Annotated in this window: 14 protein-coding genes; 9 read left to right on the plus strand and 5 right to left on the minus strand. The window is 71.2% G+C overall.

The features are described from left to right. The first annotated feature begins 292 nt into the window (after nucleotides 1-292). Nucleotides 293-748: a YchJ family protein gene (locus QA861_RS32795; protein WP_334592266.1), complete on the plus strand. Its 456-nt coding sequence runs from the start codon at nucleotides 293-295 to the stop codon at nucleotides 746-748. 32 nt (nucleotides 749-780) lie between these two features. On the opposite strand, the gene QA861_RS32800 is transcribed toward QA861_RS32795, so the two are convergent. Then, complete coding sequence (locus QA861_RS32800; protein ID WP_334592267.1) at nucleotides 781-1,482, minus strand: FadR/GntR family transcriptional regulator; 702 nt, start codon at nucleotides 1,480-1,482, stop codon at nucleotides 781-783. A gap of 95 nt (nucleotides 1,483-1,577) precedes the next feature. Between QA861_RS32800 and QA861_RS32805 the strand changes: the two genes are divergently transcribed. From QA861_RS32805 to QA861_RS32820, 4 genes are all read left to right on the plus strand, one after another. Then, nucleotides 1,578-2,117 (plus strand): gluconokinase, encoded by a 540-nt coding sequence (locus QA861_RS32805; protein ID WP_334592268.1) that lies wholly within the window; start codon nucleotides 1,578-1,580, stop codon nucleotides 2,115-2,117. Between the two features lie 108 nt (nucleotides 2,118-2,225). Beyond that, nucleotides 2,226-3,623, plus strand: a complete 1,398-nt coding sequence (locus QA861_RS32810; RefSeq protein ID WP_334592269.1) for a GntT/GntP/DsdX family permease — start codon at nucleotides 2,226-2,228, stop codon at nucleotides 3,621-3,623. Between the two features lie 10 nt (nucleotides 3,624-3,633). Continuing rightward, complete coding sequence (locus tag QA861_RS32815; protein WP_334592270.1) at nucleotides 3,634-4,401, plus strand: glucose 1-dehydrogenase; 768 nt, start codon at nucleotides 3,634-3,636, stop codon at nucleotides 4,399-4,401. Between the two features lie 35 nt (nucleotides 4,402-4,436). Continuing rightward, on the plus strand, nucleotides 4,437-5,465 hold the full coding sequence (locus QA861_RS32820) for an L-idonate 5-dehydrogenase (RefSeq protein ID WP_334592271.1): 1,029 nt from the start codon (nucleotides 4,437-4,439) through the stop codon (nucleotides 5,463-5,465). A 355-nt stretch (nucleotides 5,466-5,820) separates the two neighbouring features. Here QA861_RS32820 and QA861_RS32825 read toward each other — a convergent pair whose 3' ends face one another. From QA861_RS32825 to QA861_RS32840, 4 genes are all read right to left on the minus strand, one after another. Continuing rightward, nucleotides 5,821-6,486 carry a cytochrome b/b6 domain-containing protein gene (locus QA861_RS32825; protein WP_334592272.1) on the minus strand — a complete coding sequence of 222 codons (666 nt, stop codon included), beginning with the start codon at nucleotides 6,484-6,486 and terminating at the stop codon, nucleotides 5,821-5,823. After that, entirely contained in the window at nucleotides 6,470-7,243 is a 774-nt protein-coding gene (locus QA861_RS32830) for a molybdopterin-dependent oxidoreductase (protein ID WP_334592273.1), read from the minus strand. The genes QA861_RS32825 and QA861_RS32830 overlap by 17 nt, the downstream gene beginning before the upstream one ends. 111 nt (nucleotides 7,244-7,354) lie before the next feature. Beyond that, nucleotides 7,355-8,929: an APC family permease gene (locus QA861_RS32835; RefSeq protein ID WP_334592274.1), complete on the minus strand. Its 1,575-nt coding sequence runs from the start codon at nucleotides 8,927-8,929 to the stop codon at nucleotides 7,355-7,357. Nucleotides 8,930-9,071: 142 nt separating this feature from the next. Continuing rightward, nucleotides 9,072-10,022, minus strand: coding sequence for a hypothetical protein (locus QA861_RS32840; RefSeq protein WP_334592276.1), 951 nt, complete (start codon nucleotides 10,020-10,022; stop codon nucleotides 9,072-9,074). Nucleotides 10,023-10,375: 353 nt separating this feature from the next. Between QA861_RS32840 and QA861_RS32845 the strand changes: the two genes are divergently transcribed. Genes QA861_RS32845 through QA861_RS32860 form a run of 4 tightly spaced genes read left to right on the plus strand, consistent with a single transcriptional unit; the run spans nucleotide 10,376 to nucleotide 12,633 of the window. Next, a complete protein-coding gene (locus tag QA861_RS32845; protein ID WP_334592277.1) occupies nucleotides 10,376-11,305 on the plus strand; it encodes a DMT family transporter in 930 nt (309 codons plus the stop codon). Continuing rightward, nucleotides 11,253-11,894: an NUDIX domain-containing protein gene (locus QA861_RS32850; RefSeq protein ID WP_334592279.1), complete on the plus strand. Its 642-nt coding sequence runs from the start codon at nucleotides 11,253-11,255 to the stop codon at nucleotides 11,892-11,894. Before QA861_RS32845 ends, QA861_RS32850 begins: the two co-directional genes overlap by 53 nt. Nucleotides 11,895-11,905: 11 nt before the next feature. Further along, nucleotides 11,906-12,298, plus strand: a complete 393-nt coding sequence (locus tag QA861_RS32855) for a YidH family protein (protein ID WP_006377003.1) — start codon at nucleotides 11,906-11,908, stop codon at nucleotides 12,296-12,298. Continuing rightward, nucleotides 12,295-12,633: a DUF202 domain-containing protein gene (locus QA861_RS32860; protein WP_334592281.1), complete on the plus strand. Its 339-nt coding sequence runs from the start codon at nucleotides 12,295-12,297 to the stop codon at nucleotides 12,631-12,633. Before QA861_RS32855 ends, QA861_RS32860 begins: the two co-directional genes overlap by 4 nt. Nucleotides 12,634-12,715 lie beyond the last annotated feature (82 nt).

Consider the following 12,715-nt stretch of genomic DNA (forward strand, 5'->3'; position numbering starts at 1 on the left):
CCGGAGCGCGTGAACGCGCCGGCCCATGACACCTCATCAGCTTTCCCCCGTCAGAGCCCCGGACGGACGGCCGCCCCGGGCCAAGCAACACGCTTGCGACTCCTGATGCTCAAGTGCGTAATCCACCATTGGGGGTGGGGAGTTGAGCCAGCAAGACGTGTTCACGCCACCCGCGGGGAAGGTTCGATGAAGACCACCGCGCACGACTCGCACGCGACGTGCGCGTGTCGGGTCAGCCACTTCACACAATGCGCACAGCCGATGATGCAGCCCGTACAGCAGAATGGCGGGCATGTCCCGACGTACCGCGCATCTCCGGCGCCAACGCCCCTCCACCCCTGTTCAGAGCTCCACATGTCCGTGCGGTCTTGCGGAGACGTACGAAAGGTGCTGTGGCCGATTCCACCGGGGTCAGGCGGCGGCACCGACCGCCGAGACCCTGATGCGCTCCCGCTACAGCGCTTTCGTGAAGCGGGACGAGCCCTATCTCCTGCGCACCTGGCACCCGCGTACCCGCCCGGCGGGGATCTCATTCGACCCCGGGATGCGGTGGACGGGCCTGGAGATCATCGAAACGGGCGACGGTACGGCGTTCCACACCACCGGGACCGTGAGTTTCCGGGCCTCCTACCGGGGCGGTGCGCTGCGGGAGCGGAGCCGGTTCGAGCGGGCCGACGGGGCGTGGGTGTACGTCGACGGAGACATCGACGCGGGTGCCGGGAGCGAACAGGGCGCCCAGGACTCGTAGACCTCCCAGGGCTCCCAGGAAAACTAGGAAAACTAGGGCGCGAGGATGTCGAGTTCCTGGAGGGCCCCGACCGCGATCTCCCGGGTGAGCCGTTCCGCGCGCTCCCCGTCGCCCTCGCGGACCGCCTCGGCGACCTGTACGTGCAGGGTGACGGCGGTCGGGTCGGGGTCCTCGAACATGACCTCGTGATGGGTACGGCCGGCCAGGACCTCCGCGACGACGTCGCCCAGGCGGGCGAACATCTCGTTGCCGGAGGCCTCCAGGATCACCCGGTGGAACGCCATGTCGTGGACGAGATAGCCCTCCAGCTGATGGCCGCGCGAGTTGGCCACCATGCCCAGCGCGCATTCCGTGAGCCGCGCGCACTGCTCGGCGGTGGCGAACTTGGCGGCCAGGCCCGCGGCGACCGGTTCGATGGCGGAGCGCAGCACGGTGAGGGAGCGCAGCTGTTGCGGGCGGTCGGCGCCCGCCAGCCGCCAGCGGATGACCTGGGGGTCGTACACGTTCCACTCGGCCTTGGGGCGGACCGTGACGCCGACCCGGCGGCGGGACTCGACCAGGTGCATCGACTCCAGGACCCGGACCGCCTCCCGCATCACGGAGCGTGACACTTCGAAGCGCTGGGCCAGTTCGTCCGTGCGCAGAACGCTGCCGGGGGGGTACTCGCCCGCGGTGATCGCCGGCCCGAGGGTTTCCAGTACATGGCCGTGCAGCCCTCGGCCCGGTGTGCTCATGCACTCAGAGTACGTGGCGCGTCACACTTCCAAAAAGTCAGACTTAATCTTCCCGGGTCTTGAATTTGTCGTACCTAATGCGTTTCATTGCGTCCATGGAGCAAACGCTTACCCCCCACGTCGTCGTGGTCATGGGCGTCGCGGGCACCGGGAAGACCACGATCGGTCCCCTGCTCGCGGCCCGGCTCGGCGTTCCGTACGCCGAGGGCGACGACTTCCACCCCCCGGCCAACATCCACAAGATGACGGCCGGGACCCCGCTGACCGACGACGACCGCTGGCCGTGGCTGGACTCCATCGGCGAGTGGGCGCACGGCCGGGCCGGGGTCGGCGGGGTGGTGAGCAGTTCGGCGCTGAAGCGGTCGTACCGCGACCGGCTGCGTGCCGCCGCACCCGGGGTGGTCTTCGTGCACCTCACCGGTGACCGGGCGCTCATCGAGGACCGGATGGCGCACCGGCAGGGTCACTTCATGCCGACGGCGCTGCTCGACTCCCAGTTCGCCACCCTCCAGCCGCTCGAACCGGACGAGGCGGGCGTCGCGGTGAACGTCTCCGGCACCCCGGAGGAGATCACCGCCCGTGCCGTGGCGGCGCTCGGCGACCTCGACGGCCCCGAGGCACCCCGTAACCCGTAGCCCGTAGCCCGTAGCCCGTAAGCCCATGGGCCATAGCCCATTGCCCTGGAGAGTCCCTCTCCAGACTCCAGAGACTCCTGAAGTACTCCAGAAGACAAGGGAACCACCGTGACCAGACTCAGCGTCGAGATGCTGGCAGCGGACACCGTCGAGCCGATCACCTCGGCCGGCCATGCCCAGCTGGGCGTCGCCGTGCTGGCGGGCATCGCGCTCATCGTCCTGCTGATCACCAAGTTCAAGCTGCACGCCTTCCTGGCCCTGACCATCGGTTCGCTCGCGCTGGGCGCCTTCGCGGGCGCGCCGCTCGACAAGACCATCGCCAGTTTCACCACCGGGCTCGGCTCGACGGTGGCCGGCGTTGGCGTCCTGATCGCCCTGGGCGCGATCCTCGGCAAGCTGCTCGCCGACTCCGGCGGCGCGGACCAGATCGTCGACACGATCCTGGCGAGGGCGTCGGGCCGGACCATGCCGTGGGCGATGGTCCTGATCGCCTCGGTGATCGGCCTGCCCCTGTTCTTCGAGGTCGGCGTCGTCCTGCTGATCCCGGTCGTCCTGATGGTCGCCAAGCGCGGCAACTACTCCCTGATGCGCATCGGCATCCCGGCGCTCGCGGGTCTGTCCGTCATGCACGGCCTGGTCCCGCCGCACCCCGGTCCGCTGATCGCGATCGACGCGGTCGGCGCCAACCTCGGTGTGACGCTGGCGCTCGGTGTCCTGGTCGCCATCCCGACGGTGATCATCGCCGGCCCGCTGTTCTCGAAGGTCGCGGCCCGCTGGGTGGATGTGCCCGCCCCCGACCGCATGATCCCTCAGCGCCCCTCCGAGGACCTGGAGAAGCGTCCCGGCTTCGGCGCCACCCTCGCCACGATCCTCCTTCCCGTCGTCCTGATGCTGTCCAAGGCCCTGGTCGACATCATCATCGACGACCCCACACACATGGTGCAGCGCGTCTTCGACGTCGCCGGCTCCCCGCTGATCGCGCTGCTCGCCGCCGTCCTCGTGGGCATCTTCACGCTGGGCCGCCCCGCCGACTTCTCGAAGGAACGCATATCGCGGATCGTCGAGACGGGCCTCGCGCCCATCGCGGGCATCCTGCTGATCGTCGGCGCCGGTGGCGGTTTCAAGCAGACGCTGATCGACTCCGGGGTCGGCAAGATGGTCCTGGACATCTCCCAGGACTGGTCGATCCCGGCCCTGCTGCTGGCCTGGCTGATCGCGGTGGCGATCCGGCTGGCGACGGGCTCGGCGACGGTGGCTACGGTCTCCGCGGCCGGCCTCGTGGCCCCGCTCGCGGCCGACATGTCGACGGCCCACGCGGCCCTCCTGGTCCTGGCCATCGGCGCCGGCTCCCTCTTCTTCAGCCATGTCAACGACGCCGGATTCTGGCTGGTCAAGGAGTACTTCGGCCTGAGCGTCGGCCAGACCCTCAAGACCTGGTCGGTCATGGAGACGATCATCTCCGTGGTCGCGGGCGGCCTGGTCCTGCTGCTGTCACTCGTGATCTAGGGGTACGGGAATGAGTCACCCTCTGTTCGACATCAGCGGCCGTACGGCTCTGGTCACCGGGTCCAGCCGGGGCATCGGCTTCGCCCTGGCCCGGGGACTGGCCGAGGCGGGCTGCACGGTCGTCCTCAACGGGCGCGACGGCGACCGGTTGACGAAGGCCGCCGCCGAACTGGCCTCGGAGACCGGGGCCATCCACACCGCCGCCTTCGACGTCACCGACGGCCCCTCGGTCGCCGCCGGTATCGCTGACATCGAGGAGCGGGTCGGCCCGCTCGACATCCTGGTCAACAACGCCGGCATGCAACTGCGGGCCCCGCTCCTGGAGTTCAGCGACTCCGACTGGCACCGCATCCTCGACACCAACCTCACCAGCGCGTTCCTGGTGGGCCGGGAGGCGGCCCGCCGGATGACGGAACGCGGCCACGGCAAGATCATCAACATCTGCTCGGTCCAGAGCGAGGTGGCCCGCCCGGGCATCGCGCCCTACACAGCCACCAAAGGCGCGCTGAAGATGCTCACCAAGGGCATGTGCGCGGACTGGGGCCCGCACGGAGTCCAGGTCAACGCCCTCGGCCCCGGCTACATCGAGACGGAACTGACCCAACCCCTGGTCGACGACCCGGAGTTCAGCGCCTGGGTGCGCAAGCGCACGCCGGCCGGGCGGTGGGGGCGTACGGAGGACCTGGTGGGTGGGGTGCTGTTCCTCGCCTCCCCGGCGGCGGACTTCGTCGGCGGACAGGTGCTGTACGTCGACGGCGGCATGACCAGCGTCCTGTGACAGGGACGAACGCGGACGCGAAAGGGGTTCTCCCGATGCTCGGTTGCGTGATTCATGGCGAGGGTGACCTGCGGGTCGACGCACTGCCGGTACCGTCCCCCGGACCCGGCGAGGCGCTGGTGGCGGTCCGGTACGGCGGAGTCTGCGGCTCGGACCTGCACTACTGGCGGCACGGCGGGGTCGGCGACTTCCGCCTCAAGGAACCGATGGTACTGGGCCACGAGGTCGTGGGGACGGTCGTCTCCTATGGTGACGGTACGTCAGGTCCCGCCGTGGGTACGCCGGTTGCCGTGCACCCGGCGACCCCGTGCGGAGTGTGTCCGGAGTGCGCGTCCGGTCGGCGCAACGTCTGCCGGGACACGCGCTACCTCGGCAGCGCCGCCCGCACACCCCACGTCCAGGGCGGCTTCGCGGCGCGACTCGTCGTCCCCGCCGAGCAGTTGAGGCCCGTACCGGCGGGCCTGCCGCTGCATCTGGCGGCGCTGGCCGAACCCCTCTCCGTCGCCCTGCACGCCGTACGCCGGGCCGGGGACCTGTCCGGCAGGCACGTCCTGGTCACCGGCGCCGGGCCCATCGGGTGCCTGGTCGTCGCGGCGGCGAAGGCGGCCGGTGCGGACCGGGTGACGGTCACGGACCTGCTCCCCCAGGCCCTGCGGTACGCGGCCGTCGCGGGCGCCGACTCGGTCGTACGGGCGGACGATCCCGGCGATCCCGGGTGGCCGGCCGAGGTGGACGTGGCCGTCGAGGCGTCGGGGGTGGCCGCCGGGCTGGACACCTGCCTTCGTCTGGTGCGCCGGGGTGGCGTCGTCGTACAGCTCGGCCTGCTGCCGCCCGGGCCCAGCCCCTTCGCGGGCAACCTCGTCGTCACCCGGGAGATCGAGCTGCGGGGCGCCTTCCGCTTCGACACGGAGTTCGACGACGCCCTGGCCCTGCTGGCGTCCGAGCCGGCCCTCGACGGGCTGGTCAGCGCGGTGGTCCCGGTCGAGGAGGCGGAGTCGGCGTTCACGCAGGCGGCGGACCGGGGCAGGTCGTGCAAGGTGCTGCTGGATTTCGGCGGGGTGTAGCGCACTGCGGAGGGGGCGTGCGGTGTCGGGTGCGGGTCCGTCGTGGCTGGTCGCGCCGTTCCCCGCGCCCCTGACGGGCTCGCCACCCCGCGCCGGGAGAGACGGCGGCACGCCTGCCGCCGCTGGGGCCGAGAGCTGCCGGTGCGTTGTTGCGTGCGGGTCCGTCGTGGCTGGTCGCGCAGTTCCCCGCGCCCCTGACGGGCTCGCCACCCCGCGCCGGGCGAGACGGCGGCACGCCAGCCGCCGCTGGGGCCCGGGTCCGCCGGTGCGTTGTTGCGTGCGGGGCCGTCGTGGCTGGTCGCGCAGTTCCCCGCGCCCCTAGCGGGCGCGCCACCCGCGCCGGAGGGGACATGTTTCACCCCTCGCCGGGGTGGTCGCCTTGGTGGTTGTGGTTCTGGGGGTGCCACAGGGAGTGTTCGTGCCTTGCCCATTCCTTGCTCACCGAGCCCGTTCGCAGGCCCCGGCGGGCCTCCGGGTCGCCCAGGGCCATGCCGATGTGGCCGGCCAGGACGATGCCGATGGTGAGCGCCAGCCAGTCGTGGACGAAGGTCGCGCTGGTGCGCCACATCAGCGGGGTGAGGTGGGTGAACCACATGAGCAGACCCGTGCCGAGCATGACCAGGGTGGCGCCCGCGATCCAGGACGCGTAGACCTTCTGGCCCGCGTTGAACTTGCCCGCCGGACGGGAGGCGCGGCGCTTGTCACGCCGTAGGGCCGCGCGCAGCCAGACGCGGTCGTGCGGGCCGAAGCGGTTGAGGAAGCCGAGGTCCGCGCGGAAGGCGCGGGAGGCCAGGCCGGCCAGCAGGGGTACCGGCAGGGCGAGGCCCGCCCACTCGTGGACGCGGACCACCAGTTCGCGGCGGCCGACCAGCTCGGCGAACTGGGGGATGTACAGACACGCCGCCGTCACCACGCACACGCCCATCAGCGCGGCCGTCACGCGGTGCACCCACCTCTGGGAGCGGCCGAAGCGGCGTACCTCCGTGGCGGAGGACGCCGGGGCGTCAGCTCGTAGGGTCATCGTCGCGTCCGTTCGATTTGCCGACCCAGGCGTCGATGTCGTAGCCCCGGTTCTCCCAGTAGCCGGCCCGGACGTCCTCGGTGACCGTGATGCCGGAGAGCCACTTGGCGGACTTGTAGAAGTACATGGGGGCGACGTAGAGGCGGACCGGGCCGCCGTGGCTGTGGCTCAGGTTCTTGTCCTGCATGCGCAGCGCGACCAGGACGTCGGCGCGGCGCGCCTGGTCGAGGGTGAGGCTCTCGCTGTAGGCGCCGTCGAAGCAGGTGAAGCGCACCGCCCCGGCCGAGGACCGCACCCCGGCCGCGTCCAGGAGCCGGGACAGCCGGACCCCTTCGAAGGGCGTGCCGGGGACCCGCCAGCCCGTGACGCACTGCACGTCCTTGACCATCCTGGTCTGGGGCATCGCCCGCAGGTCGGCCAGGGTGTAGGTGGCCGGTCTGTCGACGAGGCCGTCGATCTTCAGCTGGTAGTCGCCCGCGTCCTTGTGGGGTACTGAGGACGTCACCGAGTAGTAGCGGAAGCCGCCGCCGTTCGGGAGGAGGCCGGTCAGTCCGGTGGGGTCCTTCTCCGCCGCGCCGGCGAGGAAGGACTCCATGCCACGCTGGAGGCCAGGCGCGGCGACCACGCCCAGGGCGCCGAGGCCGAGGGTACCGAGCAGCACCCGGCGGCCGATGGGCGTGCCCCGCTCGCGCCCGTCGCGTTCTTCACCTGCCCCGGGTCGCTCGGACGGTTGCGGTCGGGGTCGTTCGGAGTTCACGTATCCATTCGAACACCCGCGACCCCTGTCGAGCCAGGGATCGCGGGTGCGCGTCAGACTTCCGTAACCGCTTCTCACCCTGTTCTCAGGTGGCGGCCCCGGAAGCGGTGCTCAGGAGACCGCCTCGGCGGACTCCGCCGACTCGGCCGACTCCGCCGCCTTCTCCAGTTGGAACGCCTCGTTGCCGAGCCCGATCCGGGCGTGCACCTCGGGCCTGCGGGAGCGCAGGACCAGGCCCTGGACCAGGCCGACGACCACGGCGGCGCCGATGATCCCGGGGAGCAGCCAGTTGAGGGACGAGTCCGGGCCCGTACCGACCAGGACGTCGAAGTCCTTGATCGTGTAGCCGGCGATGACGAGCAGCGCGACGCCGGCCAGCGCGGACGTCACCAGCCGCCAGGCCTGGGCGCCCACGGCGCCGCGACGGGCGAAGAAGACGATGACCGAGACGGAGGCCGCCGCCATCAGCACGATCACGCCCAGGGCGCCGATGTTGCCCAGCCAGGTGAACAGCTTCAGCACGGGAGTGGTGGGGTCGCCCACCGGGCCGTCGTCGGAGATCGCGAAGGCGGCCACGACCAGCACGGCCACCCCGGTCTGCAGGAGCGAACCGGTGCCGGGCGCGCCGCTCGCGCCGGTGGTACGGCCGAAGGCCGCGGGCAGCAGTCCCTCGCGGCCCATGGCGAAGGCGTACCGGGCGACCACGTTGTGGAAGCTGAGCAGCGCCGCGAACATGCCGGTGACGAACAGGACGTGCAGGATGTCCGTGAAGGTACCGCCGAGCCGGGACTCGGTGAGGGAGAACAAAAGTCCAGCGCTCTCCTTCTGCGCGGTGCCGATGATCGCGGAGGGGCCCGCGGCGACGGTGAACGCCCATGAGCTGATCGCGAAGAAGACGGCGACGAAGCTGACGGCGAGGAACATCACGCGCGGGACCAGGACGTGCGGTCGGCTCGTCTCCTCGGCGTACACCGGGGCCTGTTCGAAGCCGGTGAAGGCGGCGATGCAGAAGCAAAGGGCGGTGCCGACGCCCGCGCCGGTGAGGGTGTCCGGGTTGAAGGCGTGCAGCGACAGGCCCTCCTTCGCCGGGTCGGCGACGGCGGCGATGTCGAAGATGACGACGAGGACGACCTCGATGACGATCAGCACGCCGAGCACGCGCGCGTTGACGTCGATCTTCAGCCAGCCGAGCGCGCCGACGGCCAGCGCGGCCAGCAACGCCGGTATCCACCAGGTGACTTGGGTGTCCAGGTAGGTGGAGAACAGGTTGGACACCTCGAATCCGAAGATGCCGTAGATACCGACCTGGAGGGCGTTGTAGGCGACCAGTGCGAGCATCGCGGCGCTCGCCCCGGCGGTGCCGCCGAGGCCGCGCGAGATGTACGCGTAGAAGGCACCCGCGTTGTGGACGTGGCGGCTCATCTCGGCGTACCCGACGCTGAAGAGGACGAGGACGACACCGAGGAGGACGAAGAGCAGGGGCTGGCCGACGATGCCCATCACCGCGAATGTGGTGGGCATGACACCTGCGACCACCATGAGGGGAGCGGTCGCGGCGAGCACGGAGAGCAGCAGCCCCCCGGTGCCGAGGCGGTCCGCGCGCAGGGCGCGCTCCTGCCCCTTGAAGGTACTGATGCCGCTGTCGCCGGCGCTGGGTCTGCTGGTGCTCGAACTGCCCGTCGTCATCGCGGGGTTGTCCTTTCGGGCGTACGGAAATTTTCACTGGTGCGTGAGGTGATACGTGATCGGTGATGCGTGATCAGTCGTGCGTGATCAGTCAGGCGTGTTCAGTCGTGCGTGTTCAGTCGTGCGTGAAGCGTGTGCGGCGTTACACCGTGCCGAGCGCGCTGGCGCGGGCGGCACGGAAGGCGGTGTGCGGGTCGCGGTCCGGGTAGGACCACGGGACGGGTGTCTGATGCGGGCCGATCCGGTGGAACAGGGCCGCGGCCTCCGCGCCCCTGCCCTCGCAGAACTTGGCGTGGGCAAGGAAGTTGAGGTCGACCATGCGGCGCGGATGGTCGTCGCGCTCCCACTCCAGCCACCAGTCGAACGCGGCTTTCATCACCTGACGGGCCCGCCTTCCGACCCAGTGCCCGGAGGACGCCGGGTCGGCGGACTCCAGGCCGGCGGCGGCGAGGACGCGGTAGCGCTCGGCGTGGGCGACGACCGGCAGGATCGCCAACGGCGAGTCCGCGGGGGCCTGTTCGACGGCCCAGTTGGCGAAGTCGTACACCTCGTGCAGCGGATCCTGGCCGGCGGCGGTACGGCGCTCGGCCAGGCGCGCGACCATCAGATGGTGGGCGTGGTGGTGGTCGGGGTAGCGGTGCCGGACCTCGTCGAAGAGCTGGACGACGGTCTCCTCCAGGCCCATCCTCCGCTCCAGCTGGAGCAGCCCGAGCCAGGGCGTGGGGTCGGCGGGAGCGAGCGCGGCGGCGGCATGGCAGGCGTCACGGGCCCGGACCGGCTTGTCCTTGCCCGCCAGGGCCCGCTGGACGGTGGCCGAGGCGAGCAGGACGGAGGCGTCGACGGACTCGGGTTCGGCCAGCAGCCAGTCCCGGGCCCAGGCGGCGGTGCCGGATTCCAGGGCGAGGACGGTGACCCGGTGCCCCCGGCGGTCCCAGTCGTCGCCGGTGGTGGCGAGCAGTGCGCGGACAGCCTGCCAGCGTCCCTGGGCCAGCGCGGTGCGCGCGGCGACGAGTTCGGTGTCGTCGAGCGCGGCGTCGAAGGCCTGGGCGGCACGCTTACGGCCCCGGCCCAGGGGTGGTGGAGGTGGAGACACCGCGGGGAACTTCCTCACACGACGCGGTCTGCGGACGGCGATCATTCGACGGCCATCGGTTGATCACGGACAGCAAACCCTCCACGAATGCTTCACGTCAAGGCCGGTTCCGCATACGACACGTGTCAATTACGCATCTGTATAGGACAGTTGACCTGACGAGCTGACAGAACCCGGCAGGCCCTGCCAATACCGTAGGGATGACGTTAAGTCGCGAAACGGTCACCACGCGGACGCGGACGGACCGCCGGCTTCACGATTCCGTCACATCTTCGGGGCAGGACCGGTCGGGGACGGCTACAGTCGGCTATTACCACACCCCATACCCCTGCCCCGTCATCGAGGTACGTCGCGTGTCCGTCCTGGTTCTGACTCTCGCCGTGAGCGCCGCCTGCTGTCTGGGCCTCGGCTTCGTCCTCCAGCAGAACGTGGCCCGGCTGGCCCCCCTGAGCGACTTCCTCTCCCCGCGGCTGCTGCTGGACCTGGTGCGGGTGCCGCGCTGGCTCGGCGGTATCGGCCTGATGGTGGCGGGCATGGTGCTGGGCGCCGTCGCGCTGAGCCAGGGCGAGGTGTCCCTGGTGGAGCCGCTCCTCGCGACGAACCTGCTCTTCGCGCTCGCCCTCTCCCGCAGGCAGACCAAGCAGCCGCTGGGCCGCCAGGGCTGGACGGGCCTGCTGCTCCTCGCCGGCGGGGTGACGGCGTTCATCGTGGCGGGCGAACCGCGCGGCGGCTCCGCCGTCTCGGACCCCTGGCGCCACTGGCTGATCATCGGCGCCATGCTCGGCGTCGCCCTGCTCCTCACGACGTACGCGAAGCGCTCCCGGCTCAGCGCGGGCCCGGTTCTCCTGGCCCTGGCCGCCGGCCTCCTCTACGGCGTACAGGACGCCCTGACACGGGTCAGCGGCCAGCGCTTCTCGGAGGGCGGCCTGACGCACCTCCTCACCGGCTGGCAGCCGTACGGCGTACTGCTCCTCGGCCTCACCGGCCTGATCCTGGTCCAGAGCGCCTTCGAGACCGCTCCCCTGCGCATGTCCCTCCCCGCCCTCACGGCGGCCCAGCCGCTGGCCGGCATCGTCTGCGGCGTCGGCTTCCTCGGCGACCGGCTGCGTACCGACACCGGGGCGCTCGCATGGGAGGCGGCGGGCCTCGCCGCGGTGATCGTGGGAATCGTCCTGCTGGGCCTGCACCCGGCGATGCCGAGCGGCTGCGCACCGAGGACGATGGGCTTGGATGGCAGACATGAGCACTCACTTCGCCGAGAGCACTCCCGCCGATCCGGCTGATCCCGCTGGCCCCGCTCTTCCTGGTGATCCCGCTGGTCCGGCTGATCCCGCCGATCCTGCTGTTCCTGGTGATCCCGCTGACGAGATCCTCGACATCGTCGACGAGAACGACCAGGTCGTCGGCCGGTCCCCACGGGGCGAGGCGTACGCGCGCGGGCTGCGCCACCGCTGCGTCTTCATCCAGGCCAGGGACGCCCACGGCCGCATCTTCGTCCATCGCCGCACCCCCACCAAGCTGGTCTTTCCCTCCCTGTACGACATGTTCGTCGGCGGAGTCGTGGGCGCGGGCGAGTCGTACGACGCCGCCGCCCTGAGGGAGGCCGAGGAGGAACTCGGCGTCACGGGCCTGCCCCGCCCCGAGCCCGCCTTCAGGTTCCTGTACGACAACGGCGCCGGCGGGAGCTGGTGGTCGGCGGTGTACGAGGTCCGCTGCGAGCTGCCCGTCCACCCCCAGGTGGAGGAGGTCGCCTGGCACGCGTTCCTGCCCCAGGACGAGGTGGAGCGGCGGCTGGGCGAGTGGGAGTGGGTGCCGGACGGCCTGGAGGCGTACGAGCGCCTCCGTGCGTACCGCTCGGCCGGCAACCCGTAAAATTCCTGCACGTGATCGATTTCGCACGGAACGTCCGCCTGTGGTTCGCCCCCCAGGAGATCGGCGACGAGGGCCGCACCCCCGACTACCGCTTCTCCCTGGCCAACGAACGCACCTTCCTGGCCTGGCTGCGTACCGCGCTCGCGCTGATCGGCGGCGGGTTCGCCGTGGACCAGTTCCTGCCCGACCTGCGGTGGGGCTGGCGCGTGGGGCTGGCGCTCGCGCTGCTGGCGGCCGGGGTGCTGTGCTCACTGCGGGCCGTCAACCACTGGGTGCGGTGCGAGCGGGCGATGCGGCGGGGCGAGGATCTGCCGGTGTCCCGCTTCCCGGCGCTGCTGAGCCTCGCGGTCGCCGTGGTCGCGGTCGCCATGGTGGTCGTCGTGCTGGTCCGGGGGAACGGGTGAGCGAGCCGGGCGGGCGCGGGGCCGGGGTGCGGGATCCCGGGCTGCAACCCGAGCGGACCCGGCTGGCGTGGCGGCGTACGACGCTGTCGAGCACCGTCGCCGCCGTGCTGGCCGGGAAGAGCGCGCTGCACGGCGGCCCGTCGGCGGCCGGGATCACCGTCTGCGCGGCGTGCTGCGTGCTGTGGCTGTGGTTCCTGACCGTCGCCCACCGGCGTATCCGGACGCTCGCGACGACGGGCGACGAAGGTCCGCCGCGGCTCGCCGCCCGGCACGCCACCGCCGCCGCCCTGTGCACGGTCGCGCTGGCGCTGTGCGGAGCGGCGCTCGTCCTCTGACGGCCCCACGGGGGCCGTGCAGGGGCGCGGGGAACTGCGCGACCGGCCACGACGGCGCGGCACCCGAATTACTCACCCAGCA

Source organism: Streptomyces sp. B21-083 (assembly GCF_036898825.1).
Taxonomy (GTDB): domain Bacteria; phylum Actinomycetota; class Actinomycetes; order Streptomycetales; family Streptomycetaceae; genus Streptomyces.